Below are 26,267 nucleotides of genomic sequence, written 5' to 3'. Positions count from 1 at the left end.
TCATGGCCTATGACGTCGTTATCATCGGATCGGGACCAGGCGGCTACGTCTGCGCCATCAAGGCGGCGCAGCTCGGTCTGAAGACGGCGGTAGTCGAAAAGAACCCGACCTTCGGCGGTACCTGCCTCAACATCGGCTGCATCCCGTCAAAGGCGCTGCTGCATGCGTCCGAGATGTTTGCCGAGGCCGGCCATTCCTTCGAGGCGCTCGGCGTCGAGATCGGCGCGCCCAAGCTCAATCTTGGGAAGATGATGGCGCACAAGGATGCGACGGTGACGGCCAACGTCAATGGCGTCGCCTTCCTGTTCAAGAAGAACAAGATCGACAGTTTTCGTGGCACCGGCAAGGTGGTTGCGGCCGGCAAGGTGTCGGCGACCTCCGATGACGGCAAGGTCGAGGAGATCGAGACCAAGAACATCGTCATCGCCACCGGCTCCGACGTCGCCGGCATTCCCGGCGTCAAGGTCGATTTCGACGAGAAGGTGATCATCTCGTCGACCGGCGCGCTGTCGCTGGACAAAGTGCCGGGCCATCTGGTGGTGGTCGGCGGCGGTGTCATCGGTCTGGAGCTCGGCTCGGTATGGGCGCGGCTCGGCGCCAAGGTCACCGTTGTCGAGTTCCTCGACACCATCCTGGGCGGCATGGACGGCGAGGTCGCCAAGCAATTCCAGCGCCTGCTGTCGAAGCAGGGCTTTGAGTTCAGGCTGGGCGCCAAGGTGACCGGCGTCGCCAAGGCCAAGAAGGGGGCGACGGTCACCTTCGAACCGGTCAAAGGCGGTGCGGCCGAGACGATCGAGGCGGACGCGGTGCTGATTTCGACGGGACGACGGGCCTATTCGGACGCTCTCGGGCTGAAGGATGCCGGCGTCGACGTCGATGAGCGCGGCCGGGTCAAGACCGACGGTCATCTCAGGACCAACGTGCCCGGCATCTACGCCATCGGCGATGTCATCGCCGGGCCGATGCTTGCCCACAAGGCCGAAGACGAGGGCGTGGCGGTAGCCGAAACCATCGCCGGCCAGGCCGGCCATGTGAACTATGACGTGATTCCGAGCGTCGTCTACACCACGCCGGAAATCGCCTCGGTCGGCAAGACCGAAGAAGAATTGAAGAAGGCCGGCATCGACTACAAGGCCGGAAAATTCCCGTTCAGCGCCAATGGCCGCGCGCGCGCCATGCTGCACACCGACGGCTTTGTGAAAATCCTGGCCGACAAGGCCAGCGACCGTGTGCTCGGCGTCCACATCGTCGGCTTCGGCGCCGGCGAGATGATCCACGAGGCGGCCGTGCTGATGGAATTTGGCGGCTCGTCGGAAGACCTAGCCCGCACCTGTCACGCCCATCCGACAATGTCGGAGGCGGTAAAGGAGGCGGCATTGGCGACGTTCTTCAAGCCCATCCATATCTGAGCAAACGCGGTGAATCGCAAACCTTAGAGATTGGCTGAAACATCTGCGCTTCGCCATCCCAGGGCGGAGCACGAGCGAAGCGACGTCGCGGAGACATCCATGCCGTTATCTAGGGGCAGTGTTCCGGCGAACCAGAATCGAGTGCCTCTTCGCATCGGCTGGTAACCGCTCCGCCCCGGGATGACGAAGCCCTCGACGGCTGCTCCCAAAAACAAAACGGCCCGCCTTTCAGCGGGCCGTTCATATATTAAATCAGCAGTCTGATCACTGAGCCGGGGCCGGTGCTGGTGCGGGAGCCGGAGCCGGAGCCGGGGCTGGCGCAGGGGCCGGAGCGGGTGCAGGTTCTGCCGGAGCCGGAGCCGGAGCGGGTGTCGCCGGAGCTGGCGCAGGAGCCGGTTCGGCTGGCTTCATCGGCTCGGCAGGTGCTGGGGCCGGAGCCGGTGTGCTGGCTGCGGGCGGTTCGGCAGGCGCAGGTGCCTCGCTACGTCTTCCAAAAACATAATAGGCGACAATTGCCAGGATAACGACGACCAGTGCAATCAGCCAGCCGCTGCCGCCGCCGCGTGGCCGTGCGGTACCCGGTGAGGTGAATGGGTCGTTCGGATTGGGTGTGTTCGCCATAAAAGTGTCCTCCGTGGATGAAAAACATCAAGTAATAGCCATCAACGTACAATCGTTGAATCGGTTTCACATTAGGCGTTGAAAACGCCGAAAACAGGGCAATTCTGATCCGGAATCGCTTGCAGGCATGCATTTCCACCGCAAAATGGGTTTCGATCGAGCCAAACCGAACCTTTTTCAGTTTCTTGGCACGAAGCGCGGCTGGTCCGCCGTCGCGCCACGAGTAAGGGCTGGTCCCGCCTCGGCAATGATTCGGTGTGCAACTCCGCCGTGTCGTTCAGTTGACGGCGGTCACCGTATAGCCGGTCTTGCGGAAACCCTCGACCAAGCCTTGCGCTCCGGGAAGGTGCATGGCGCCGACCGCCATGAAGACATTGCCGTGGGCGAGGATCGGCGCTGCACGATCGACCATCACCTTGTTGCGGCTGGTGATCATGGTCTGCTCGAATTCGGCGTAACCCGATTGGTCGTCGACCTGTTCGGGGATGACGGCCCGAAACAGCGGTACATACATGCCAGTGTCGCCACGCCGGTAAAGCACGATCATGGTTTCGTTGACGTCGTTCACCTTGTCGCCAAGCTTCAGCGTATCGACCAGCCCCTTCAGGTGAAAGGCGATCGGCAGCGAAGCCATGGCGCGCAGCTGGTCGGCGATTGTCTCCAGCCCCTCGACCGATTTGCCCGAAGCCTCGGCGTCCTTGGCAAGCTTGACGTCGAGCACCGGCGCACCGCCAGCCTGGCGGGCGACTTCGCATGCAGGTAGCGCCACCATCGCCGACAGCAACCAGGGTTTCATCTTGGCGACGGTCGCTGGCGGGATGCCACGCGCATCGAGCGCCTTGTTGACCACCGCCGCATCCTCCGGCGACAGCAGCGACGAAAGCGTCGTCTTGTCGGTGAACATCATCAGCTCCGGCTCTTTCAGCAGTGCTGCCATCATCTTCTGCTTGTCGAGCACTTCGGTGGTCTCGATGATGACGGTGCCAGCCGCATCGAATGCCTTCTGCGCGGCGGGTGGCAGCGTGGTGACGCGCGGGTCGGTAACGTGCATGGTGCCGAACAGGAAGGACGGTTTTTCACCCGATTTTTCGAGCTTCCACAGCAGGCCCTTGCCGTTCGGCGTCGCTGCCGCGTCTGCCTCGATCTTGCGGTAGGCAGCCGGGTCGTCCTTTTGCAGCGCGCTCAGCATATCGCTACCGGCGCAGGCCGAAGTCTCGGCGCGTGCCTTGCCTGCGGCGAGCAGCGCGACGATGAGGAAAGAAAGGAAAAACAGGGCGTTGAGCGCGACGAGCAGCTTCAGCGACATATGGGTCGCGCGGTCGGCGATGGCGATGAGGCGTTTCATGCTGCGGTTCTAGGCGCAAAAAGCGGCAAAACGGTTAACCGGCGCATCAAAATTGTTGCGAGATGGCCACCGACACATGCATCGATCACGCACGAGGATGAGCTGCTTCGTAAATCTCGAGCAGCCTGGCGGTGTCGACGCCGGTGTATATCTGGGTTGTCGACAGGCTGGCGTGGCCGAGCAACTCCTGGATGGTGCGCAGGTCGCCGCCCCGCCCTAGCAGATGCGTGGCGAAGGAATGGCGCAGCGCATGCGGCGTCGCCGTGTCGGGCAGGTTGAGCGCCGAGCGCAGCTTGGCCATGTCGCGCTGGACGATTGCCGGGTTCAGCGGGCCGCCGCGGGCACCGCGAAACAGCAGGCCCTTGGGATCGAGATGCCAGGGACACAAGCGGCGGTATTCGGCAATCGCCCGCAGCGCTACCGGCAGCACCGGCACCAGCCGGGTCTTGCCACCCTTGCCGGTGACGCGCAGCACGGTATCACCAGGTGAGGAAAGATCGGCGCCCGACAGGCCGAGCGCCTCGGAGATCCGCAAGCCGGACCCATAGAGCAGGGTCAGCACGGCGGCGTTGCGCGCGGCAATCCACGGCTCCTCCGCCAGTTGGCCTTCCACCGAGACGACGTGTTTTGCATCGCTTGCGGTCAGCGGCTTGGGCAGCGATTTCGGCTGCCGCGGCGCGCGCAAGGCTGTCGCACCTGCCGCATTGGCGAGGCCGCGCCGTTCCAGGAAACGCAGCAGCGAGCGGATGCCGGCCAGCCCGCGCCCGAGCGTGCGGGCGCCGGCGCCCTCGGCACGGCGGGCAGCGAGAAAGCCGCGCAAATCGGCGGGGCGCAGATCGGCGATGTCGGAAATGCCGGGCGAGCCGCCGCAATGGCCGGTCAGGAAATGCAGGAACTGGCGCGTGTCGCGCTCATAGGCCTCGACGGTTTCGGGCGATAGCCGGCGTTCGCGCGCCAGCATCTTCAGCCAGGCCTCGCGCGCCGCCTGCAGGTCGGGTTTTGCCGGTATGAGGAATTCCTGCATTGCACTCTTCCCGTTCCCCGCCATCTTCCGGCACGCGGGTTAGGAAGCGGTGAAGAGCGGCGTCATTGAAATGACGACGGGCTGGGGTTAGAGCAAGGCAAAGGATTTTCCGCAGATGATCAAGCCGCAAAACCCCGTCCAGATGGCCGTGATCGGTGCCGCGCATGGCATCAAGGGCGAATTGCGCGTCAAGAGCTTTACCGGCGACCCGCTGGCGCTGGCCGATTACGGTCCGCTCTACGCCAGGGATGGCCGCGCCTTCCAGATCGTCGACATCAGGCCCGCCAACACCGTGGTGGTGGTGCGGTTCAAAGGCGTCAACGACCGCAATGCCGCCGAGGCGCTGGCCGGCACCGAATTGTTCGTAGATCGTTCGGTGTTGCCCGATGAGGGCGAAGAGGATGAATTCTACCATGCCGACCTCGTCGGACTGGAGGTCAAGGACGACACCGGTGCGGTCGTCGGCAAGGTCGTCGCCGTGCACAATTTCGGCGGCGGCGACATTCTCGACGTGACGCTGGCGGGGCGCAAAGGCGTGCTCATCCCGTTCACGCAGGCCGCCGTTCCGGAAGTGTCGATCGCCGGCGGCTTTGTCCGCGTTGATCCAGCCGCCGCGGGGTTGGTCGAGGACGAGGACGGCGAGCCTGCCGCTGACGACGGTTTCGACCCCAAGGGCAGGCCGCGCGGGCCGAGGGACGCCGGAGGCAACCGGTGAGTTTTTCGGCTTCGGTGCTGACGCTCTATCCCGAGATGTTTCCCGGCGCGCTTGGCCTGTCGCTGGCCGGTCGCGCGCTCGAGACCGGCATTTGGTCGCTCGAAACGATCCAGATCCGCGACTTTGCCAGCGATCGTCACCGTACCGTCGATGACACGCCGGCCGGCGGTGGCGCCGGCATGGTGATGCGGGCAGACGTGCTGGCCAGCGCCATCGACCATGCCTCGCCGGCAGCCGATCCACGTCCGCGCCTGCTGATGAGCCCGCGCGGCAAGCCGCTGACGCAGGCACGCGTGCGCGAGCTCGCCGCTGGGCCGGGTGCGGTGATCGTCTGCGGCCGCTTCGAAGGCGTCGACCAGCGGGTCATCGAGGCGCGCGGCCTCGAGGAAGTTTCGATCGGCGACTTCATCCTGTCCGGCGGCGAGCCGGCGGCACTCGTGCTGCTCGACGCCGTGGTGCGCCTGCTGCCCGGCGTCATGGGCAATGCGGTATCGGGCGAGGAAGAGAGCTTTGAAAACGGCCTGCTCGAACATCCGCATTATACGCGGCCGCAGGAGTTCGAGGGCCGGCCGATTCCCGAAGTGCTGATTTCGGGCAATCACAGGAAGATCGCGGCGTGGCGGCGGGCCGAAGCGGAGAGGCTGACGAAGGAGCGACGGCCGGATCTTTCAGCCGCTCAGCCCTTATCGAAATAGTAGAAAGCCAGGAAGAGGCCGACGGCGATGACGAAGCCGCGCACCGCGTTCTGCGGCACGCGCCTGGCGATCCAGACGCCGGCATAGCCGCCCAGCGCGCCACCCGGGATCATGATGATCGCCTGCAGCCAGGCAATGACGCCGCCCGAGACGAAGACGAGGATGGCAACAGCAGCGATGACCACGGCCAGCATGTTCTTCAGTGCGTTCAGCCGGTGATAGTCGCCGGACTGGGTGAGACCGAGCGTCGCCAGCATCATGACGCCCATGCCGGCGCCGAAGAAGCCGCCATAGACGGCGGTGGCGAACTGCGCCAGCGACCCGACCAGCGAACCCACCGCGGCCTCATGCTCCGGCTTGGGCGCCGGCTTCAGCCATGGTCCGGCAGCGAACAATGCGGTTGCCGCCAGCAGCAGCCACGGCACCAAGGCGCGGAACGACGGGTTGTCGAGCCCTAGAAGGATGAGCGCGCCAGACAGCGCACCGAGAGCCGAAATGAGGCTGAGCAGCAGTGCGCCACGCCAGAAATGCTTGATGTCGTGCCAATAGGCGAGCGTCGAGGTGATGTAGCCAGGAAATTGCGTCACCGACGATGTCGCATTGGCGACGATCGGCGGCAGGCCGGCCAGGGTCATGGCGCCAAAGGTTATAAACGTGCCGCCGCCGGCAACGGCATTGACCGCGCCTGATAGAAAGCCGGCGAGAAAGAGCAGGACCGCGTCCAAGATTGGCATGAGGGGTGTCGTCGCTGGAGGAAAATGCCTGTCTTCCGGCTTAGGAAGCTTGACGCGCGGGCGCAACCCCCTGGACCACAAGCGATCACGGGATTGCCACAGCGGGCGCCAGCCCAAGAAGCAGCGCAAAAAAGAAACGGCCCAAAAAAGAAACGGCGAAGACGTGACAAAGCGCCGAAATAGCTGTATGTGCGCGCCGAACCGGAAGAAAAATCTGCCAAGAGCGATCTTCTGGCCCGTCAACAATGACGGTGTAGTCGCCCCTGCCCGATGTTCTCGAACAGACGTTCTCGAACGAAGGGCATAGCCGAGCGGTCGATGCGACTGCAAGGCGAGTGTCGGGCGCTCTGACTGTCGGAAGAACAAGAAGTGGATTTTTGAGATGGACATCCTCCGTCAGCTCGAGGCCGAGCAGGCCGCCAAGATCGAAGCCAAGCGCAAGCTCCCCGAATTCCAGCCCGGCGATACCGTGCGCGTCCAGGTCCGTGTGACCGAAGGCACCCGCACCCGCGTCCAGGCCTATGAGGGCGTCGTCATCGCCCGCGCCGGCGCCGGCTTCCAGGAAAACTTCACCGTCCGCAAGATCTCCTACGGCGAAGGCGTGGAGCGTGTGTTCCCGGTCTATTCGCCGATGGTCGAGGGCGTCGAGATCGTGCGCCGCGGCAAGGTGCGTCGCGCCAAGCTGTACTATTTGCGTGACCGTCGCGGCAAGTCGGCCCGCATTTCGGAAAACACCGGTGTGCGCGCCCGCAAGCTCAACGACGAAGAGCGCGATGCGCTGAACGCCGAGAAGGCGCGCATCGAGGCCGAGAAAGTGGCCGCCGCCCAGGCGCTGGCCGCCGAGAAGGCCGCGCAGGACGCCGCCGAGAAGAAGGCCGCCGACGAGGCCGCCAAGGCCGCGGAAGCAGCTGCCGCCGAATAAGGCTCTTCAAGAACGTATTTTCGGAAAGGCGGCTTCGGCCGCCTTTTTGTTTCGCGAGGCGGATTCTATTTTGCCGGGCTGCGTCGGCCGCAATCGATACGGATCGTTCCGTAATGCCGCCGTTGAAAGCATTGAAATCCATTTTCGTGCCGAACGCCGCATCGGAGCGGCTTGCAAGGCGCCGACGGAAAGCTAAAGTCGGCGCCGGATTTCCTGCATGCCTCGGCCGATCGAGGCGGTTCAGTTCCTGGGGAGCATCGTCATGATCAATTCGAAACTGCTGCTGGCCGGCCTGCTGGCTTGCCTTCTCGTGCCTGTCGCGGCTCTGGCGCAGGCGCTGCCCGACCTCGGCGGCAAGAAAGTGGTGGTGGTGACCGAAAACGCCTATCCGCCGCTGCAGTTCATCGATGCCAAGACCGGCAAGCAGATCGGTTGGGAATATGACGCGATGAACGAGATCGCCAAACGGCTGAATTTCAAGGTCGAGTACCAAAATACCTCTTGGGACGCGATGATCCAGGCGGTTTCCGACAATCAGTACAACATCGGCATGACCGGCATCACCATCAAGGACGACCGCAAGCAGAAGGTCGATTTCTCCGATCCGTATATGCGCTCGGAACAGTTCATGCTGGTGCGCGGCGACGAGAAGCGCTTCACCGATGCAAAGACGTTCGCCGCCTTCAAGGACGGGCTGATCGGCGCGCAGGCCGGCACCACGCCCTTCTACACCGCCGTCTACAGCGTGCTCGACGGCAACGAGCAGAACCCGCGCATCAAGCTGTTCGAGACATTCGGCGCGACGGTGCAGGCGCTGAAGGCCGGCGACGTCGACGTCGTGCTCACCGACGGCACTGCCGGCAAGGGCTATGTCGATGCGTCCAATGGCGGCCTTAAGCTGATCGGCGGCCCACTCGGCACCGAGGATTTCGGTTTCATCTTCCCCAAGGGCTCCGACCTGGTGAAGCCGGTCAACGCGGCAATCGCCGCGCTCAAGGCCGACGGTACGCTCGACGCGCTCAACAAGAAGTGGTTCCTCGACTACAAGATGGGGCAGTAGGCCCGCTTGTTGCGCGCATTTCATGACGATTGTGCGCGGGAACTCGCGCTGACTCTGCGCTCGTACACCCCCCTCTGTCCTGCCGGACATCTCCCCCTCAAGGGGGGAGATCGGATTTCGCATCGGCTTTCGCCAATTTTCAGTGTTGCAGAACGGGCCGCGAGGTCAAAGCTGCCGATCTCCCCCCTTGAGGGGGAGATGGCCGGCAGGCCAGAGGGGGGTGTGACAGAACGCTGCCTTCGTCACTCTGTTATCGGTACCGCTTGATGCCGTCGGCGCCTCTCGCCTCAGCCAAATCCGACTTCCCGTGGTGGCTTGCCGTGGCCGTGGCGATCGCCTTGGCCGCCGCCATCTTCATCGCTGCCAGCGACCTCTATGCCCAGGTCTTCGCAACCGTCGCCAAGGGCATCGGCGTCACCATCTTCGTCACGGTGGTCGCCTTCGCGCTGGCTTGCGCGATCGGCCTCGGCGTCGCGCTGATGGGCCTGTCGGGCTCACGCTGGCTCAGCCAGATCGGCCGCTTCTACGTCGAGATCATCCGCGGCGTGCCGATGCTGGTGCTGTTGTTCTGGATCGCCTTTGCCGGGGCGCCGGCCTTCGTCGCGGCATGGAACGCGCTGACGGCGCCGCTGCAAAGCGCCGGCCTCTTCGGTGAGCTGCTGGTACGCGACGTGTCGTTGCTTTGGCGCGCCGTCATGGCGCTGACCATCGGCTATTCCGCCTTCATCTCGGAGGTGTTCCGTGCCGGTATCCAGGCGGTCGAGAAGGGGCAGATCGAGGCGGCCAAGGCGCTCGGGCTGACGCGCACCCTGCGCTTCCGGCTGGTCATCTTTCCGCAGGCGATCCGCACCATCCTGCCGCCGCTCGGCAATGATTTCGTCGCCATGGTCAAGGATTCCTCGCTGGTCTCGGTGCTCGGCGTCGCCGACATCACCCAGATGGGCAAGATCTACGCCGCCGGCTCGTTCCGCTTCTTCGAAACCTATTCGATCGTCGCCTATATCTATCTCATCCTGACCGTCGGCCTGTCGTTGGCCTTGCGGGCGCTGGAGAAGCGGCTCCGCAACCAGCATGGGGAATAGAAGGCAGGCGAAAACGGCGCTACCATCGAGCGGACGCGACCGGGGAGGACCCATGATCATCGACAAGGCCAATGCGGCGCTGGAAGCGGTCTATACGGCCGACACGCCTGAGACGCTCGCCAAGGCCTATGCGCAATGGGCCGCGACCTATGACGGCGAAACCGCGGCGCTCGGCTATCTCCTGCCGTTCCTGATAACCGCCTGGGTGGCGCGCCATGCGCCGCCGGGCGAAGGGCCGCTGCTCGACGCCGGTTGCGGCACCGGCCTGTCGGGGCCGTCCCTGAAGGCACTCGGCTACCACGATATTGCCGGGCTCGACCTGTCGCAGGACATGCTGAAAATCGCCGGCAGCCGGCAGGCCTATAGCGAGCTGAAACAGGCGATGCTCGGCGGGCCATTGCCTTGGGCGGACGGGTATTTCCGCGCCTTTTTCTCGACCGGCGTGTTCACCATCAGCCACGCACCGGCGTCGGGCCTGCATGAACTGGTACGCATCACCAGGACGGGCGGCCACGCCATCTTCACGGTCCGCGACCAGGTTTTTGAAAGCGGCGGGTTTCAAGCCGTATTTGGCGAACTGGAGCAGGCGAAAAAATGGCGGCCGGTCGAGGAGAGCCCGTGGTTCCGCTGCTACGCAATCGCCGAGCCCGACGCGCTGGTGAAGACCTTCGTGTTCGAGGTGGTTTGAGTGGCGCCTTCTTCCTTCTCCCCTTGTGGGAGAAGGTGGATCGGCGCGCAGCGCCGAGACGGATGAGGGGTGTTGGACGGAATGAGGCGTTGGCGTTCCCTGGAGCACCCCTCATCCGTCGCCTTCGGCGACACCTTCTCCCACAAGGGGAGAAGGGGAAGCCGCGCCACAACCCGCCAATTGCCGAAAAGCCAAAACATTGGTATGAGCCACGCCATGGAAGAGCTTTTTGGCGATCCGGCCTACAAGGGTTTCGTGCTGCAGGACAGGAAACGCCTGCCGTCGCGATTTTCCGCGCGCGTCTGCGGGGCGCTGACCAGCCGACTTAGCTAGGGCAGACTCGCCAGGCTGTTTCGCCGGTCCGACCGGCGTCGTTTTCCCTTTTTAAATCGACGGATTTACGCAAATGAGCGCACCGCGCACCCTCTACGACAAGATTTTCGACGACCATGTTGTCGACCGCCAGGACGACGGCACCTGCCTGCTCTATATCGACCGCCATCTGGTCCACGAAGTCACCAGCCCGCAGGCTTTCGAAGGCCTGCGCATAACGGGCCGCAAGGTTCGGCATCCGGAAAAGACGCTGGCCGTGGTCGACCACAATGTGTCGACCTCGCCCGAGCGCAAGTTCGGCATCAAGAACGAGGAAAGCCGCATCCAGGTCGAGGCGCTGGCCAAAAACGCCAAGGATTTCGGTATCGAATATTATTCCGAGAAGGATATCCGCCAGGGCATCGTCCACATCATCGGTCCCGAACAAGGCTTTACGCTGCCCGGCATGACCATCGTCTGCGGCGACAGCCACACCTCGACGCATGGCGCGTTCGGGGCGCTGGCGCATGGCATCGGCACCTCGGAAGTCGAGCATGTGCTGGCGACGCAGACGCTGATCCAGCGCAAGGCCAAGAACATGCTGGTGCGCGTCGACGGCGCACTGCCGGAAGGCGTCACCGCCAAGGACATCATCCTTGCCATCATCGGCGAGATCGGCACGGCCGGCGGCACCGGCTATGTCATCGAATATGCCGGCGAGGCAATCCGTGCGCTGTCGATGGAAGGCCGCATGACGATCTGCAACATGTCGATCGAAGCCGGCGCGCGCGCCGGCCTGATCGCGCCCGACGAGACCACCTTCGCCTATGTCAAGGACAAGCCGCGCGCCCCCAAGGGCGAAGCCTTGGACGCCGCGCTCGCCTACTGGAAGACGCTGCAGTCCGACGAAGGCGCGCATTTCGACAAGGTGGTCGTGCTCGACGCGGCAAAGCTGCCGCCGATCGTCTCCTGGGGCTCCTCGCCCGAGGACGTGGTCTCGGTGCAAGGCATCGTGCCGAACCCGGACGACATCACTGATGAGAACAAGCGCACCTCCAAGCAGCGCGCACTCGACTATATGGGCCTGAAGCCGGGCACCAAGATCACCGATATCGAACTCGATCGCGTCTTCATCGGCTCCTGCACCAATGGCCGCATCGAGGATCTGCGCGCCGCCGCCAAGGTGATCGAGGGCAGACAAGTCAATCCGCGGGTCAGTGCGATGATCGTGCCGGGCTCCGGCCTGGTCAAGGAACAGGCAGAGGCCGAAGGCCTCGACAAGATCTTTGTCGCCGCCGGCTTTGACTGGCGTGAGCCGGGCTGCTCGATGTGCCTTGCCATGAACGACGACCGGCTGAAGCCGCATGAGCGCTGCGCCTCGACCTCGAATCGCAATTTCGAGGGGCGCCAAGGCTTCAAGGGCCGGACGCATCTGGTGTCGCCGGCGATGGCCGCGGCGGCGGCGATCGCCGGCCATTTCGTCGACATCCGCGAGTGGAAATAGGGCAGGCGCGCGCAGTCGGATATGAGGAGCCCGAGCCGCAATGCGGTTCGGGCATTCTTCAGTCGGGCCGCCTGACGAATTCGTGGAATCCCTCACGGCGGCCGGGTTGGTCCTTTGCGACGACCAGCGCCAATTGGCGCTCGTCGAAGAGTTTGAACCATTCGTCCCATTCGACCAGTTCGTAGCCGCCGGCATTGACCGGGCGTTCGGCCTCATCCTGGTCCTGGTAGGCATGCTGGCCGAAGACCAGCCTCAGCATGGGCTGCGTTCCGGCTTCGGGCGACACGTCGACGATCGCCGGAAAGCCGGCGCGTGCCGCGGCCCATGAGCGAATTGCATCGTGATCGGTCAGCATGATCGTGTCGGCCATCGGAGCGTCTCCTGGTTGCCGTCGTGAAACGCCGCTCGCCGTTCGCGGTTCCGCCCAGCGGCTTTGTCGACGTACCTGTCGTATATTCGCTTTCGCTTAACCGCTTGTTTGGGCTTCCGCTCTAAAGTCCTCCAAGGGGAAGCGAGGGGAAATTACAGCGCTTGGACACCGGCCTGCTCATAGCGCTGCTCAATCCAGGCATCGCCCTCACACTCGGCGCGGCATTTCTCGTGCTGTGGTTCTATCAGCGCCACCGTCCCTATCTGGCTGTGCTGGCGGCGGGCTACTCGGCCTCGGCCGCAGGCTTCCTGCTCCAGTATTTCACGCTGCCGGTCGGCATGGCGCCGACCAAGCTCATCTCGATCCTGTGCTTCACCTTCGCCACCTGCTGTCTCGCCGGCGCGGTCATTGCGCGCTATGGGCGGCGCGTGCCTTACCCGGCGGTCGGCATTCTGGCCTGCGGCGGCCTGGCCGCGTTCTCGTGGTTTCTTTTTGCCCGGCCGGATCTCACCTGGCGCATCCTTGCCATCAATTTCAGCTTCGGCGGCATCAGCCTGGTTGTCGCCGCCGAGTTGCGCGTGGTGCGCAACAACGGCCCGACAGAAATGATCCTGTTCGTGCTGTCGCTGCTTTCCGGCCTGAACTTCCTGGCGCGGACGCTTGCCGTCGTCATCGCGCATGGGCCGTTCACCAGCTATGAAGGGCTTTACTCCTCGTCCTACTGGACGACGGCTCTGCTGTCGCATGCATTGCTGTCGCTGCTTATTGCGCTTTGCCTGTTCGGCGCCGCCGCGCTCGATGTGATGAAGGCCCTGAAGACCGAAACCCTGACAGACCCGCTGTCGGGCCTGCTCAACCGCCGCGGCTTCGAGGAGCGCGCCATGCTTGTCCTGCAGCACTGTGCCACGGCGCAATTGCCGGTTGCGCTGGTGCTTGCCGATCTCGATCATTTCAAGGCGCTCAACGATCAGCATGGCCACGCGGCCGGCGATCGCGTCATCGCCGACTTCGCTGCCAAGCTTCTGTCGGCTGCAGGTACGCGCGGCGTTGCCGGCCGTATCGGCGGCGAAGAGTTCGCCGTGCTGTTGCCGCTCAGCGACCTTGGCGCGGCAAGACTGTTTGCCGAAGCCATTCGCACGGTCTATTCGGCGGGCAGAATCGACGGACTTCCGCCCGACACAAGAGTGACCGCGAGCTTCGGCGTGGCCGCCCGCACCAGCGACGAAGGGCTGGACCCGCTGATGCGCCGCGCCGACGAAGCGCTCTACAAAGCCAAAAGGAGTGGCCGCGACAGCGTATACCTGTCCTATCAGCGGCCTGAAACGGTCGTCCTTCCCAATCGGACCAGTGCTGGCTGAGCGTCAGCGGCGGCTTCGAATTAACGTCTTTTTCGCGCGTTGGTGATTTGCTGTTCGGGGGGGTGCCAAAACGCCATGGGCAGCGCTAATTTCATCCTGATGATCAACCTGTTCGTTGCCGGGCTGCTGGCGGCGGCCTTCATGACGATCGCGGTCTATGACGCCGGCCGGGTGTCGGCACGCTGGCTGGCGTTCGGCTATGTGCTCGGCACGGCTTATTTCGCGATCGAGTTCAGCATTCCTGCCTTCGACAATGCGCGCCCCGTGGTTGTCGCCGCCTTTGCCGCCTTCCTTGGCGCTACCGTCGCCTTCAATGGCGGGCTTGCCCATAAATACCGCGTTTCGCCGCCTTGGCCGCCGATGCTGTTCTTCCTGGTCTTCGCCACCCTCGCGGTCTACTTCGTGCAGGACCTGCCACGCCAATCCTTTGTGCGAATGGCGGCCTACCAGCTTCCCTATGCGGCCATGCAGTTCACCGGGCTGGCGATCGTCTTGTCGTCCAGGCAAAGACGCGAGCGGCTCGACTATATGCTGATGGCTGTCCTGGCGGCCAGCACCTTGCAGTTCGCCAGCAAACCCTTCATCGCCCATGCGCTTGGTGGCTGGGGCGCCAACCCGCAATCTTATGCGCAGACCAGCTATGCGTTGGTGTCGCAGTCGGTCGGCACCGTGTTCGGCCTGGCGCTTGCGCTGGTGACATTGGCTATCCTGGTCCGCGACGTGCTCGCCGAGGCGACGTCGAAATCGGAAACCGACACGCTTTCGCGGCTGCTCAACCGTGGCGGCTTCGAGCGCCATGCCGAGATCGCACTGTGTGACGCCATGCAGCGCGCCGTTCCAGCGGCACTGGTCATTGCCGATCTCGACCATTTCAAGCGTATCAACGATACTTACGGCCACGCGTCGGGCGATCGGGTCATCGAGACCTTTGCCGGTTTTCTCCGCGATGCCGCGGCCGACCATCATGTCGCCGGCCGCATCGGCGGCGAGGAATTCGCTATTTTCCTGCCGGGGACCAATCTAGCCGCCGCCCGGCTCTTTGCCGAGGGCACGCGTAGCGCCTTCGGTGCCACGCCGATCGACTGCCTGCCCGCGGATCACCGCTGCAGCGCCAGCTTCGGCGTTGCCGAGCTTGGTCCGGACGAAAGCTTTTCCGACCTGCTGCGGCGCGCCGACAAAGCGCTCTATCAGGCGAAGGGCAGCGGTCGCGATTGCGTGCGTGTCTCGGTGGGGCCGGCTGTTGCCCTGCCGGCGCCGTCAACCAAGGGCGGCGTGGCCGTCAGCGGCAGGGGCTGAGCTCCGGCATTTCGCCGTCGGAGAGGCCGTACATATAGCTGCGGCCCTTGACGAAAACCGGCGGCCTATAGCAGTCGCCGCCGCGGACATCGTCCGATTCGTTTTCGTAGATCACGTCGGGATGGCCGGCGCTGGTGTAGTCGGACAATTCCTTGGCCAGCTTGCCCTCGCCAACGAGGATACGCTTGTAGCCGGCGGCGCTGTCGATGACGAGATTGCCGAAGGAATCGGCATAGACGCGGTCATGATGGCGCGTCCCGGCGAATGCCGGTGCGACGACGCCGACGGCGAGCGCCGCCAATAGGAACCAGGGAAGGCGCGATCCTGCTGAATTCGAATGCATGGCGTGCTGCTCCATTTGCTGAGAGGCAAGCCTCCTCGAATCAGAAATTAACCTTTTATTAACCTTTGTTAAGAGGGCAACCGCAGCAGGGGCGAGGTCTCGGAAAATATGGTTAATACTCGATCGCCCACCGGCCATCATTCGGCCATGCCTTGTTCCCACCATCCCCAGCATCGGGCACGACTCAAAAAGCATGAAATCCGGTGGCTTGCCGGAGCATCGCGGCGGGCTCGATACGCGGGGGGGAAAGCAGCAAATGAGATTACGCCGCACGTTTCGGATGGCGCTGGCCATTCCGCCGCTGCTGGCTGCCGCCGCCTGCGCGCCGCAGACCAGCGCGCCCAAGCTCGGCGACACGGCCGCCGCTTCCGTGTCGCTTGCTCCCGCCGCTAGTGAACCGACGGCACCGCAGCCGCGCACAGCTACTTACAACTGCGCCGACGGTAGCGTGATGACCATCGAGAATCTCGGCACGTCGGTGCTCGTCCTCGACCAGAACGGCGCCAGCGCCGAGCTGCCGGCGTCACCGGCCAATCAGACCAGCCGTTACGGCGAGGCGCATGACGCAATCGTGATCGATGGGCGTGAGGCGCTGGTGATGAAGGGCGGTGCATCACCGCTGGCCTGCAAGCGCTGATCCGCCCCTTGCGCCAGCCATATTTTGCAGTGCGGCGACATTGTGCCGGCGCAAGGCGACAGTCCTAATCGATTGAAGCTGAAAGTCTCGCTTTCATCAGACTAAATTACGTTTTCGAAACGGTTTTCCGGCTTTGACGCGGTGCAAAAAGAGCATTAGAAACCGGCTGTCCGAAGTCGCAACCGGAAGCGGTAATGCCGCATTCCCACCTGAGGCTCCAGAGACGCCGAACTGGGGGAGCCATGAGCAAATCACCAGCCACCCGCGAATTTGCCAGACGTGAACGGCCGCTTTCGCCGCATCTGACCGTCTATCGGCCGCCGATCACCATGACGATGTCGATCGTCCACCGCATCACCGGCGGGGCGCTCTATTTCGGCACGCTGCTGGTCGCGCTGTGGCTGATGGCGGCGGCGAGCTCGGAGGCGACCTTCAATGCCGTCAACTGGGCCTTCGGCTCGTGGCTGGGACGGCTGGTGCTGTTCGGCTACAGCTGGGCGCTGATGCACCACATGCTGGGCGGTGTGCGCCATCTTATCTGGGACACTGGGGCAGGGCTGGAAAAGCATACGGCATCGAGGATCGCCTGGGCGACGCTTGCCGGCTCGGTCACGCTGACGCTGCTGATCTGGATCGCCGGCTACATGGCGCGGGGAGCCTGACATGAACGGCAAGAACACCGACATGCGCACGCCGCTGGCCAAGGTCCGCGGCCTCGGTTCCGCCCGCGAGGGCACCGGCCATTTCTGGCGCCAGCGGCTGACGGCGATCTCCAACATCCCGCTGGTCCTGTTCTTCGTCGGCTTCCTGATCGCACTCAACGGCGCCAGCTATCTCGAGGTGCGCGCCGCACTTGCCAATCCGTTCGTTGCACTGGTCCTGGCGCTGGTGCTGTTGTCGGTGCTCTACCACATGCGGCTCGGCATGCAGGCGATCATCGAAGACTATGTGCATGGCGAAGGCACCAGGCTGGCGCTGCTCGCCCTCAACACATTCTTTCCCGTCGTCGTCGGCGTCGCTTCGGTCTTCGCCCTGCTTAAACTGGCATTTGGAGGCTGATTTTTGGCCAAGGACGCGAAGAACGCCAACACGGCTTCCGCCTATAGCTATGTCGATCACAAATTCGACGTCGTGGTCGTCGGCGCCGGCGGCGCCGGCCTGCGCGCCGCGCTCGGCATGGCCGAGCAGGGCCTGCGCACCGCCTGCATCACCAAAGTGTTCCCGACGCGCTCGCATACGGTTGCGGCGCAGGGCGGCATCGCCGCCTCGCTCGCCAATATGGGGCCCGACAACTGGCAGTGGCATCTCTTCGACACCGTCAAAGGCTCAGATTGGCTGGGCGACACCGACGCTCAAGAATACATGGTGCGCGAAGCGCCGGCGGCGGTCTACGAGCTCGAGCACTACGGCGTTCCCTTCAGCCGCACCGAGGACGGGAAAATCTACCAGCGGCCGTTCGGCGGCATGATGATGAATTTCGGCGAGGGGCCGCCGGTGCAGCGCACCTGTGCGGCCGCCGACCGCACCGGCCACGCCATGCTGCACACGCTCTACGGCCAGTCGCTGAAGCACAATGCGCAGTTCTTCATCGAGTATTTCGCGCTCGATCTGATCATGGAGCCGGACGGCACCTGCACCGGCGTCGTCGCCTGGAACCTCGACGACGGCACCATCCACCGCTTTTCGGCCAAGATGGTGGTGCTGGCGACCGGCGGCTATGGCCGCGCCTATTTCTCGGCCACCTCGGCGCATACCTGCACCGGCGATGGCGGCGGCATGGCCGCACGCGCAGGCCTGCCGCTGCAGGATATGGAGTTCGTGCAGTTCCACCCGACCGGCATATACGGCGCCGGCTGCCTGATCACCGAGGGCGCGCGCGGCGAGGGCGGCTATCTCGTCAATTCCGAGGGCGAGCGCTTCATGGAGCGCTACGCGCCGTCAGCCAAGGATCTGGCTTCCCGCGACGTGGTCTCGCGCTGCATGACGCTGGAAATCCGCGAGGGCCGCGGCGTCGGCCCGAAGAAGGATCACATTTTCCTGCATCTCGACCATCTCGACCCGGCCGTTCTGCACGAGAGGCTTCCGGGTATTTCGGAATCGGCAAAGATCTTTGCCGGCGTCGACCTGACCAAGGAGCCGATCCCGGTGCTGCCGACGGTCCACTACAATATGGGCGGCGTGCCGACCAATTACTGGGGCGAGGTGCTGAACCCGACGGCGTCGAATCCGGACCAGGTGTCGCCCGGGCTGATGGCGGTCGGCGAAGCCGGCTGCGCCTCGGTGCACGGTGCTAACCGGCTGGGCTCCAACTCGCTGATCGACCTGGTGGTGTTCGGCCGTGCGGCGGCAATCCGGGCCGGCCAGGTGATCGACCGCACATCGGCGATCCCTTCGCCCAACGAGGCCGCCGTCGAAAAGATCATGGACCGCTTCGACCGGTTGCGTCACGCCAACGGCTCGACGCCGACAGCGGTTTTGCGCGAAAAGATGCAGAAGGCGATGCAGGAGGACGCGGCGGTATTTCGCACCCAGGACTCGCTGGAAAGCGGCTGCAGGCGCATTTCGCAGATCTGGGGTGAACTCGGCGACGTCAAGGTGTTTGACCGCTCGATGATCTGGAATTCCGATCTGGTCGAGACGCTGGAGCTGGAAAACCTGATGGCCAACGCCATTACCACCGTCTACGGCGCCGAGGCGCGCAAGGAAAGCCGCGGCGCGCACGCGCGGGAGGACTTTTCGGCCCGCGACGACGCCAACTGGCGCAAGCATACGCTGGCCCGGCTCAACGAGGCCGGCGAGGTGGCGCTCACCTACCGGCCGGTGCACACCGAAACACTGCTTAAGGAAGCAGACGGCGGCATCAACCCGGCCAAGATCGCGCCGAAGGCCAGGGTCTATTGAGATGAGGCTGCTGGCGGTTGCGGGATATTCCGGCACGCCCCTTCCGGCCAAGCTCGGCCTGAAGGACGGGATGATCGCCGCTTTCGTCGCCTTGCCGGCCGAACTCGAGGATTTGGCCGAAGCCGTGGATTTTGCCGAGCTCGACCGGCTGGCCAACTGGTCGGCGATTTCGGGCGTTCATGAGAAATACGATGCCGTACATGCTTTCACCCGGCAGCGTGTCGAGATCGAGGACCGTCTCGGCGACGTCGAAGCGGCGATCAAGCGGGACGGCATGGTCTGGGTGTCATGGCCGAAGAAGGCATCGAAAGTGCCGACCGACGTCACCGAGGACGTTATCCGCACAGAGGCGCTGAAGCTCGACCTCGTCGACGTCAAGGTCGCCGCCGTGAACGAGATCTGGTCCGGGCTGAAGCTCGTCATTCGAAAGGACCTGAGGTAATGGTCGAACTCACGCTTCCGAAAAACTCGAAGATCATGGCCGGAAAAACCTGGCCGAAGCCGGAGGGCGCGACCAATCTGCGCGAATACCGCATCTACCGCTGGTCGCCGGACGATGACGAGAACCCGCGCATGGATACGTATTTCGTCGACATGGACGATTGCGGGCCGATGGTGCTCGACGCGCTGCTCTGGATCAAGAACAAGATCGATCCGACGCTGACGCTGCGCCGCTCCTGCCGCGAAGGCATTTGCGGCTCGTGCGCCATGAACATCGACGGGTCGAACACGCTGGCCTGCACCAAGGGCTGCGACGACATTTCCGGCGCGATCAAGGTCTATCCGCTACCGCACATGGCCGTGGTCAAGGACCTGGTGCCCGACCTCACCAATTTCTACGCCCAGCACGCCTCGATCGAGCCGTGGCTGAAGACGGTGTCGCCCGAGCCGGCCAAGGAATGGCTGCAGAGCCATGAGGACCGCGAAAAGCTCGACGGGCTCTACGAGTGCATATTGTGCGCCTGCTGCTCGACCTCCTGCCCGAGCTACTGGTGGAACGGCGAGCGCTATCTCGGCCCGGCGACGCTGCTGCAGGCCTATCGCTGGCTGATCGATTCCAGGGACGAGGCGACGGGCGAGCGGCTCGACAATCTCGAAGACCCGTTCCGGCTCTATCGCTGCCACACCATCATGAACTGCGCCCAGACTTGCCCCAAAGGGCTCAACCCGGCCAAGGCGATCGCCGAGATCAAGAAGATGATGGTGGAGCGACGGGTTTAGGCGGCGGGCGGGTTGCAGCCGAGATCGTCTCGTCCGTAGCGATCCTTCGCGCCCCCTCTGTCCTGCCGGACATCTCCCCCTCAAGGGGGGAGATTAGCAGCTTGGAGGACAGCGCCCTTTCTGCAGCCTTGAAAAGTGGCGAAGCGGTGATGACAGCCAATCTCCCCACTAGAGGGGGAGATGTCCGGCAGGACAGAGGGGGGCGCTGTCCCGCCGAGTTCGAAAGGATAGCAAACTTATGACCGATATCGACCTTCCCATCCTCTCTCCCATCGAAGCCCGCGTGCTCGGCTGCCTTATCGAAAAGAAGGAGCTGACGCCGGACGTCTATCCGCTGACGCTCAATGCGGCACATGCGGCGGCCAACCAGAAGACGGCGCGCGAGCCGGTGATGTCGGTCGAACTTGGCGAGGTCAGAAGAGCGCTTGGCCAGCTCGAGCAGAAGGGCCTAGTCAGGCAAGTGTTCGCGTCGCGCGTCGAGCGCTACGAGCATGTGGTGGCGCAGCGCTTTTCCCTGACCTCGGCGCAGATCGCGCTGCTCGGCCTGTTGCTGCTGCGCGGCCCGCAGACGGCCTATGAATTGCTGGCGCGAAGCGAGCGCATGGCGCGGCTGCCGTCGATCGACGAGCTTCGCGGCAATCTCGATCTGCTGATCGGCCGCCGGCCACCGCTGGTGCAGCAGATCGATCGCGGCCCAGGCCAGCGCGAGGATCGCTATGTCCATCTGCTCAGCGGGCCGCCGCAGCTGTCGGCTGCCGCAGCGCCCCTGCAGTCGTCCTCGCCGGCGTCGGATCTGGAGACGCGCGTGCAGGCCCTCGAGGAAGAGGTCGCGGCATTGCGCGCTCGTCTCGACGCACTGTCCGGCGATGGGCGATAAGGATTTTCGAGACGTCGGGGACGGCCCCTCAGGTAACGTGTTCGTTGCCTACTTTCGATTGGCTGGCGCTGCCCCGCCTGCCGGCGACCTCTCCCCGTATAGGGACGAGGAGAGGGACGCTCTTCGACGGTTTCGTCAATCATCAACGTTGCAAGAAGGGTGCCGCAGCTGCGGCCAGCTTCTTTCTCCCCGTCACTGACGGGGAGAAATGCCCGGCAGGGCAATGAGGGGCGGCGCCGACTTCAACAATTGATGGACTCCAACACCAGTTGGAATCTATCAGACATAAAAGCTCCCTCACCCGAGCCTGGCGTCGAGCGATACTTTGATGGCGCCGAGCGCTTTCGAGACCGGGCATTCGGCCTTGGCCTTCTCGGCCAATTCCTTGAACTTGGCGGCATCGATGCCCGGTACCTTGCCGACCAGCGTGATCGCGCTGCCGGTGATGCCGGTGCCGGGGACCAGCGTTACCACGGCCTTGGCGTCGAGCTCGGCAGCCGGAGTGCCGTTCTCGGCGAGAAAATGCGAAAGCTGCATGGCGTAGCAGCCGGCATGGGCGGCGGCGATCAGCTCTTCCGGGTTTGTGCCGGATTTGCCGCTCTCGTCCTCGAAACGCATCTTGGCGGAATAGGGCGTGCCCTTCAGCGTCCCGCTCTGTGTATCGAGCGTGCCTTTGCCTTCCTTGAAACTGCCTTTCCAAACGGCGTTGGCGGTGCGGTCCATCAATTCCTCCTTGATTGTCGTGATTGAGCCCGTGATCGGCATCCAGTCGACTATAGCGCGCGCCGGAGCGAAGGCCACCCGCGCTTTCGTATCGGCGCCAGCGTGACACATCATGTCGAGCGAAAAAAAAATTCGAAAAAAATACGCGTGCAAAAATGTCGACTTCCATCTGTCCCGGCCGTCCTGCGGGCGGCCATGGACTCGGTGGCCGGATGGAGGACCACATGAACAACCTGTTTTCTGCTCACTGGACAAGCACCGGCCACAGGGCCGGTGAACAACAAGCCGACTGGTCGCGCCTGCAGCCTTCCGGCTTCGGCCGATTGCTTGCGGCGATTGCCATTATCGGGATTGCGGTATCTCTTCTCGACTATGCTGCGGCCGGTCTCGATTCTGCGGCAGGCAAGGGCTCCGCGGAGATTTCCGTAGCCTCGTCTTCGGCTTCAAGCCAGGAATGGAGATAAAAATGAAGTATGTTTGCCTGGTCTATGGTGAAGAAAAAGATCTCTACGCAATGACGCCCGAGAGGCTGGCCAAGCTCGACGCCGATTCGATGGCCCATGACCGGTCATTGGACCAACGCGGGATGCTGATCATCGCGCAGGCGCTGCAATCGGTGAAAACGTCGAAAACCGTTCGCAGGCGCAAGGGCAAGCGGCTGGTCACCGACGGCCCCTTCGCCGAAACCAAGGAGCAGTTGCTCGGTTTCGTCATGATCGAGGCCGAGAGCCTAGACGAGGCGCTGGAGATCGCGGGCGAGATTCCGCTGGCCGAAATCGGCACGATCGAGGTGCGGGCGATCTACAAGGTGCCGGGGTCGTAGGGATGTCCCGATAAGATCCTTAGCAAAGTGATGGCGGCCGGCGACTGGCGCGGGCTGTCGTTTTCTTCAATCGGCGCAACTTTTGCGTGTTGAAGCGAAGCAATACTTCTCCTATCGTCGCCCGAGATTGGGGGATCTTGGGCATGCATATATTGATTGCTGCAATCGGCCTGCTGGGGGCGGCGGCGTTCTGGTGGTACCGGCTGAAGACCATGAACGACGCGGCGCGTGAGGTTGCCGACGTGGTTGGCCGCGTCCAGGGCAACGTCCGCCGCAAGAAACTACGCAAGCAGGCGGCGCTCTCGCCGCTGACGGCGATCGACGATCCGGTCGTCGCCGCCGCGACGCTGATCACCGCCATCGTTTCCGAACATGGTCCTGTGCTGCCGCAACGCGAAGCTGCCATTCGATCGGTGATCTCGGAGATTGCCGACAAAAAACAGACCGATGAAGCGATGATCTACGCCAAATGGGCGGCATCGCAAATCGACGACGCCACGGTCGTAATCGACAAGCTGGCACCGTTCCTGCGCGAACGGCTCGACGCGGCCGAAAGGAGCGATCTGCTGCGGATGGTCAGCCGTGCGGCGGAAGCCGGCGGACAAAACCTGCAGATTCCCGACCAGCGCATGCTGCGGCTGCGCCAGAAGCTGGGCTTCGAGGTCAACTAAGTCCCCTGATACGAAATTCGGCAGACCGCATGGCGATCAAGCCGAGACGCCTGATCGCTTCGTCATCCTGGGTCTTCTCTCCGCTTCGCGTCGCTACGCCCAGGGATGACGAAGTTGGGGAAGCTTCAGGGCCTGTTTAGATCGCCTCGCCCTTCAACAGTTTCGGCGTGTCGCCGGACAGACCCGACGCCTGGCGGATGAAGAACCCCTTCAGCCGGGGCATGCGCTCGACGAGACCGAGGCCGATGTCGCGCAAAGTGCGCAGCGGGCCGAAATCGTTGGAAAACATCCGGTTCAGCACATCGGTGGTGATGCCCATCTGCACCGTGTCGAAACGCCGCCATTGCTGGTAGCGCTCGAGCACGTCGAGCGCGCCGATGTCCTGGCCGAGCCGGTCGGCCTCGACCACCACTTCGGCCAGCGCCGCCACGTCCTTGAAGCCGAGATTGAGACCCTGGCCGGCGATCGGGTGGATGCCGTGGGCGGCGTCGCCGGCCAAGGCGATGCGCGGCGCGACGAAGGCGCGCGCAATGATCAGCCCGAGCGGCCAGGCACGCGGCTTGTCGGCGAGATGGATTTCGCCGAGTTTCAGGCCAAAGCGCTGCTCGAGCTCATATTCCAGGACCAGCGTGTCGCCACTGACCAGTTTCTCGGCATCCTGCGACCGTTCGACCCAGACGATCGACGAGCGGTTGGTGCCGTCCTTGCCCGGCTTGAGTGGCAGCGTGGCAAACGGGCCTGCGGGGAGGAAATGCTCTTCGGCGCGGCCGTTGTGCGGCCGCTCGTGCGCCACCGTGCAGACGATGCCGGACTGGCCATACTCCCATTTCACCGTCTTGATGCCGGCCATGTCGCGCAGCTTCGAATTGACGCCGTCGGCGGCAACCAGCAGCCGCGCCTTCAGCGTCGCGCCGTCGGCAAGATGCACGGTGATGCCGGCGCCGTTGATGTCGAAGGCGCTGACGGCGACGCCTTCGATGATGCCGATGCCGAGTTGTTCGGCGCGCCGGCGCAAGGCGCCGTTCAAATCCTTGTTGGCGACCATATGCGCAAAGGGTTCGCCGGGCGCGACCTCGCCGTCGAAGGTGAGGAACACCGGGCGGACCGGATCGGATGTGCGCGAATCTGTGACGATCATTTCGGTGATCGCCTGCGCCCCCGGCGCGATCTCGTTCCAGACGCCGAGCTGGTCGAGCATGCGGCACGCGGCGGCGGCAATCGCCGAGGCGCGGCCGTCCTTCTGCCAGACCCTGGCGGGTGCTGCATCGACGACGGCGACGGCGAGGCTCGGCCGCGCCTGCTTCAGCGACACGGCGGCGGCCAGGCCGACATAACCGGCGCCGGCGACCAGAACGTCGAGCGAATTCTTGCTGTCGACCATGGCAATTCCTTTCGCAGCCTGACTGTCGCCGGGCATTCCGCCCTTGACTGCCCGCTGTTCCTGTCGGAAACCGCCATGGTAATTTTGCGGCGAGGTCAAGATGACGGCAGCCATGGACGAGCTTCTCGGCATTCTCGACCTCGAGCAGCTGGAACACAACCTGTATCGTGGTCGCAGCCCCAAGCTCGATTGGCAGCGCATCTTCGGCGGCCAGACCATCGCCCAGGCGCTGGTCGCCGCGCAGCGAACGGTCGAGCCCGAGCGCCACGTGCATTCGCTGCATGGCTATTTCATGCGGCCGGGCGACACCAAGGTGCCTATCATCTACGAGGTCGACCGCATCCGTGACGGCGGCTCCTTCACCACGCGCCGCGTCGTGGCGATCCAGCACGGCCAGGCGATCTTTTCGCTGGAAGCCTCGTTCCAGCAGGATGAGGTCGGCCTGGAACATCAGGTGCCGATGCCGCAGGACGTGCCGGCGCCCGACACGTTGCTGTCGCAGCGCGAATTGCTGGGCAAGTTCGGCGAAGCGGTGCCCGACGGCATCAAGCGCTATTGGGAGCGCGACCGGCCGATCGAGATGAAGCCGGTGATGCTGAAGCATTATACCAGCCGGGAAAAGCTCGAGCCGAAGCAGAACATCTGGATCCGCACCACCGGCCCGGTGCCGGCCGACCGCGCCACGCAGGCGGCCGTGCTCGCTTACCTCTCGGATATGACGCTGCTCGACACCTCGACCTTTGCTCATGGCCGCGCTATTTTCGATCGTGATATCCAGGCAGCCAGCCTCGACCACGCCATGTGGTTCCACCGCAGCCATCCGCTCGACGACTGGATGCTATACACGCAAGACAGCCCGTCGACGCAAGGATCGCGTGGCTTTACCCGCGGCTCGCTGTTTGCCCGCGACGGCACCTTGATCGCCTCGGTTGCCCAAGAAGGACTCATCCGGCTGAAGCGGCCGCCTGCGGAGTAGGCATTTTTCGAAATTTGCCTATTTTTTAAGCATATGCACTGCCGCGCCTGTGAACAGGCAGTTGCCAGACCTTCTCGATTTCGTTGTTTAACAACAGCTTAACACCCTGCTTCGGCAATTGGCACGGAGCTTGAATCCTAGCGGGCACTCTCCGGCTCTCATGGGGATCGGCGAAGTCGTGCAAACGCGGGGACCCGCAACAGCAAAGGGTGAAACCTTATGAAGATCGTGATGGCAATCATAAAGCCGTTCAAGCTCGACGAGGTGCGCGAGGCGCTCACCGCAGTCGGCATCCAGGGCCTGACCGTCACCGAAGTAAAAGGCTACGGACGTCAGAAGGGTCACACGGAAATCTATCGCGGGGCGGAATACGCGGTCAGCTTCCTGCCGAAGATCAAGATCGAAGTCGCGGTCGCTGTCGACATGGTCGACAAGGCCGTCGAAGCCATCACCGCGGCGGCCAAGACCGGCCAGATCGGTGACGGCAAGATCTTCGTTTTCGGCATCGACCAGGCGGTGCGCATTCGCACCGGCGAAACAGACACCGACGCGCTTTGAGCTGCGGATACGCATTCCAAT

At 63.7% G+C, this 26,267-nt stretch carries 29 protein-coding genes; 22 read left to right on the top strand and 7 right to left on the bottom strand.

Annotation, left to right across the window (positions count from 1 at the left end; translation table 11 throughout):
- Positions 1-2 precede the first annotated feature (2 nt).
- Entirely contained in the window at positions 3-1,409 is a 1,407-nt protein-coding gene (lpdA, locus tag NKI59_RS28000) for a dihydrolipoyl dehydrogenase (RefSeq protein ID WP_352680591.1), read from the top strand.
- An 898-nt stretch (positions 1,410-2,307) separates the two neighbouring features.
- On the opposite strand, the gene NKI59_RS27995 is transcribed toward lpdA, so the two are convergent.
- Both NKI59_RS27995 and NKI59_RS27990 read right to left on the bottom strand, forming a co-directional pair.
- Positions 2,308-3,375: a TraB/GumN family protein gene (locus NKI59_RS27995; RefSeq protein ID WP_352680590.1), complete on the bottom strand. Its 1,068-nt coding sequence runs from the start codon at positions 3,373-3,375 to the stop codon at positions 2,308-2,310.
- 85 nt (positions 3,376-3,460) lie between these two features.
- A complete protein-coding gene (locus NKI59_RS27990) occupies positions 3,461-4,399 on the bottom strand; it encodes a tyrosine recombinase XerC (protein WP_352456326.1) in 939 nt (312 codons plus the stop codon).
- 115 nt (positions 4,400-4,514) lie between these two features.
- On the opposite strand from NKI59_RS27990, the gene rimM reads away from it, so the two are divergent.
- Together rimM and trmD are read left to right on the top strand one after the other, a co-directional pair.
- The gene (rimM, locus tag NKI59_RS27985) at positions 4,515-5,114 is read left to right on the top strand and encodes a ribosome maturation factor RimM (protein ID WP_352578105.1); all 600 of its coding nucleotides are present in this window, start codon (positions 4,515-4,517) and stop codon (positions 5,112-5,114) included.
- Positions 5,111-5,809: a tRNA (guanosine(37)-N1)-methyltransferase TrmD gene (gene trmD / locus NKI59_RS27980; RefSeq protein WP_352578106.1), complete on the top strand. Its 699-nt coding sequence runs from the start codon at positions 5,111-5,113 to the stop codon at positions 5,807-5,809. The genes rimM and trmD overlap by 4 nt, the downstream gene beginning before the upstream one ends.
- Here trmD and NKI59_RS27975 read toward each other — a convergent pair.
- Positions 5,791-6,543, bottom strand: a complete 753-nt coding sequence (locus NKI59_RS27975) for a sulfite exporter TauE/SafE family protein (RefSeq protein WP_023679781.1) — start codon at positions 6,541-6,543, stop codon at positions 5,791-5,793. The two genes, trmD and NKI59_RS27975, sit on opposite strands and share 19 nt — an antisense overlap.
- 382 nt (positions 6,544-6,925) lie before the next feature.
- Between NKI59_RS27975 and rplS the strand changes: the two genes are divergently transcribed.
- From rplS to leuC, 5 genes are all read left to right on the top strand, one after another.
- A complete protein-coding gene (gene rplS / locus NKI59_RS27970; protein ID WP_254817835.1) occupies positions 6,926-7,465 on the top strand; it encodes a 50S ribosomal protein L19 in 540 nt (179 codons plus the stop codon).
- Positions 7,466-7,727: 262 nt separating this feature from the next.
- Entirely contained in the window at positions 7,728-8,525 is a 798-nt protein-coding gene (locus NKI59_RS27965; RefSeq protein WP_031212709.1) for a transporter substrate-binding domain-containing protein, read from the top strand.
- A 266-nt stretch (positions 8,526-8,791) separates the two neighbouring features.
- Positions 8,792-9,607 (top strand): amino acid ABC transporter permease, encoded by an 816-nt coding sequence (locus NKI59_RS27960; RefSeq protein WP_352707984.1) that lies wholly within the window; start codon positions 8,792-8,794, stop codon positions 9,605-9,607.
- A gap of 52 nt (positions 9,608-9,659) precedes the next feature.
- The gene (locus NKI59_RS27955; protein ID WP_352707983.1) at positions 9,660-10,295 is read left to right on the top strand and encodes a class I SAM-dependent DNA methyltransferase; all 636 of its coding nucleotides are present in this window, start codon (positions 9,660-9,662) and stop codon (positions 10,293-10,295) included.
- Positions 10,296-10,701: 406 nt separating this feature from the next.
- On the top strand, positions 10,702-12,111 hold the full coding sequence (gene leuC, locus NKI59_RS27950) for a 3-isopropylmalate dehydratase large subunit (protein ID WP_352707982.1): 1,410 nt from the start codon (positions 10,702-10,704) through the stop codon (positions 12,109-12,111).
- A 58-nt stretch (positions 12,112-12,169) separates the two neighbouring features.
- On the opposite strand, the gene NKI59_RS27945 is transcribed toward leuC, so the two are convergent.
- Positions 12,170-12,481, bottom strand: a complete 312-nt coding sequence (locus NKI59_RS27945) for a hypothetical protein (RefSeq protein WP_023679773.1) — start codon at positions 12,479-12,481, stop codon at positions 12,170-12,172.
- Positions 12,482-12,642: 161 nt separating this feature from the next.
- Here NKI59_RS27945 and NKI59_RS27940 point away from each other — a divergent pair, with 161 nt between their 5' ends.
- The gene (locus NKI59_RS27940; protein WP_352578110.1) at positions 12,643-13,839 is read left to right on the top strand and encodes a GGDEF domain-containing protein; all 1,197 of its coding nucleotides are present in this window, start codon (positions 12,643-12,645) and stop codon (positions 13,837-13,839) included.
- A 75-nt stretch (positions 13,840-13,914) separates the two neighbouring features.
- Complete coding sequence (locus tag NKI59_RS27935) at positions 13,915-15,135, top strand: GGDEF domain-containing protein (protein WP_352680585.1); 1,221 nt, start codon at positions 13,915-13,917, stop codon at positions 15,133-15,135.
- Here the strand turns inward: NKI59_RS27935 and NKI59_RS27930 are convergent.
- Positions 15,119-15,478, bottom strand: coding sequence for a hypothetical protein (locus NKI59_RS27930; RefSeq protein ID WP_352680584.1), 360 nt, complete (start codon positions 15,476-15,478; stop codon positions 15,119-15,121). The two genes, NKI59_RS27935 and NKI59_RS27930, sit on opposite strands and share 17 nt — an antisense overlap.
- A 256-nt stretch (positions 15,479-15,734) precedes the next feature.
- On the opposite strand from NKI59_RS27930, the gene NKI59_RS27925 reads away from it, so the two are divergent.
- The 7 genes from NKI59_RS27925 to NKI59_RS27895 all read left to right on the top strand — a co-directional run bounded on the left by NKI59_RS27925 (position 15,735) and on the right by NKI59_RS27895 (position 21,114).
- Positions 15,735-16,115, top strand: coding sequence for a hypothetical protein (locus tag NKI59_RS27925; protein ID WP_352707981.1), 381 nt, complete (start codon positions 15,735-15,737; stop codon positions 16,113-16,115).
- A 242-nt stretch (positions 16,116-16,357) separates the two neighbouring features.
- Complete coding sequence (gene sdhC, locus NKI59_RS27920; protein ID WP_292663224.1) at positions 16,358-16,777, top strand: succinate dehydrogenase, cytochrome b556 subunit; 420 nt, start codon at positions 16,358-16,360, stop codon at positions 16,775-16,777.
- A 1-nt stretch (position 16,778) separates the two neighbouring features.
- Entirely contained in the window at positions 16,779-17,174 is a 396-nt protein-coding gene (gene sdhD, locus NKI59_RS27915) for a succinate dehydrogenase, hydrophobic membrane anchor protein (RefSeq protein WP_292663226.1), read from the top strand.
- Positions 17,175-17,177: 3 nt separating this feature from the next.
- Entirely contained in the window at positions 17,178-19,016 is a 1,839-nt protein-coding gene (sdhA, locus tag NKI59_RS27910) for a succinate dehydrogenase flavoprotein subunit (RefSeq protein ID WP_352685321.1), read from the top strand.
- Position 19,017: 1 nt separating this feature from the next.
- Positions 19,018-19,458 (top strand): DUF3052 family protein, encoded by a 441-nt coding sequence (locus NKI59_RS27905; RefSeq protein ID WP_352470790.1) that lies wholly within the window; start codon positions 19,018-19,020, stop codon positions 19,456-19,458.
- Complete coding sequence (locus NKI59_RS27900) at positions 19,458-20,237, top strand: succinate dehydrogenase iron-sulfur subunit (RefSeq protein ID WP_292663232.1); 780 nt, start codon at positions 19,458-19,460, stop codon at positions 20,235-20,237. The genes NKI59_RS27905 and NKI59_RS27900 overlap by 1 nt, the downstream gene beginning before the upstream one ends.
- A 238-nt stretch (positions 20,238-20,475) precedes the next feature.
- Positions 20,476-21,114 carry a YceH family protein gene (locus NKI59_RS27895; protein ID WP_352680580.1) on the top strand — a complete coding sequence of 213 codons (639 nt, stop codon included), beginning with the start codon at positions 20,476-20,478 and terminating at the stop codon, positions 21,112-21,114.
- Between the two features lie 297 nt (positions 21,115-21,411).
- Here NKI59_RS27895 and NKI59_RS27890 read toward each other — a convergent pair whose 3' ends face one another.
- The gene (locus NKI59_RS27890) at positions 21,412-21,837 is read right to left on the bottom strand and encodes an OsmC family protein (RefSeq protein WP_031212702.1); all 426 of its coding nucleotides are present in this window, start codon (positions 21,835-21,837) and stop codon (positions 21,412-21,414) included.
- A 224-nt stretch (positions 21,838-22,061) separates the two neighbouring features.
- Between NKI59_RS27890 and NKI59_RS27885 the strand changes: the two genes are divergently transcribed.
- The 3 genes from NKI59_RS27885 (at position 22,062) to NKI59_RS27875 (ending at position 23,331) form a co-directional block, all read left to right on the top strand.
- Positions 22,062-22,301: a hypothetical protein gene (locus tag NKI59_RS27885; RefSeq protein WP_352450153.1), complete on the top strand. Its 240-nt coding sequence runs from the start codon at positions 22,062-22,064 to the stop codon at positions 22,299-22,301.
- 2 nt (positions 22,302-22,303) lie between these two features.
- Positions 22,304-22,660 carry a YciI family protein gene (locus tag NKI59_RS27880; RefSeq protein WP_352450152.1) on the top strand — a complete coding sequence of 119 codons (357 nt, stop codon included), beginning with the start codon at positions 22,304-22,306 and terminating at the stop codon, positions 22,658-22,660.
- 143 nt (positions 22,661-22,803) lie between these two features.
- On the top strand, positions 22,804-23,331 hold the full coding sequence (locus NKI59_RS27875; RefSeq protein WP_352707980.1) for a hypothetical protein: 528 nt from the start codon (positions 22,804-22,806) through the stop codon (positions 23,329-23,331).
- Positions 23,332-23,467: 136 nt separating this feature from the next.
- Here NKI59_RS27875 and NKI59_RS27870 read toward each other — a convergent pair whose 3' ends face one another.
- On the bottom strand, positions 23,468-24,712 hold the full coding sequence (locus NKI59_RS27870; protein WP_352708011.1) for a ubiquinone biosynthesis hydroxylase: 1,245 nt from the start codon (positions 24,710-24,712) through the stop codon (positions 23,468-23,470).
- A 100-nt stretch (positions 24,713-24,812) separates the two neighbouring features.
- Between NKI59_RS27870 and tesB the strand changes: the two genes are divergently transcribed.
- Entirely contained in the window at positions 24,813-25,688 is an 876-nt protein-coding gene (tesB, locus tag NKI59_RS27865; protein ID WP_031212697.1) for an acyl-CoA thioesterase II, read from the top strand.
- 219 nt (positions 25,689-25,907) lie between these two features.
- Entirely contained in the window at positions 25,908-26,246 is a 339-nt protein-coding gene (locus NKI59_RS27860; protein ID WP_023679755.1) for a P-II family nitrogen regulator, read from the top strand.
- Positions 26,247-26,267: the final 21 nt, after the last annotated feature.

It is taken from the genome of Mesorhizobium sp. M0598, from assembly GCF_040320865.1.
In the GTDB taxonomy this organism is placed as follows: Bacteria; Pseudomonadota; Alphaproteobacteria; order Rhizobiales; family Rhizobiaceae; genus Mesorhizobium.
Note: the sequence above shows the minus strand (reverse complement) of the source record. Positions and strands in the feature narration are given on the sequence as shown.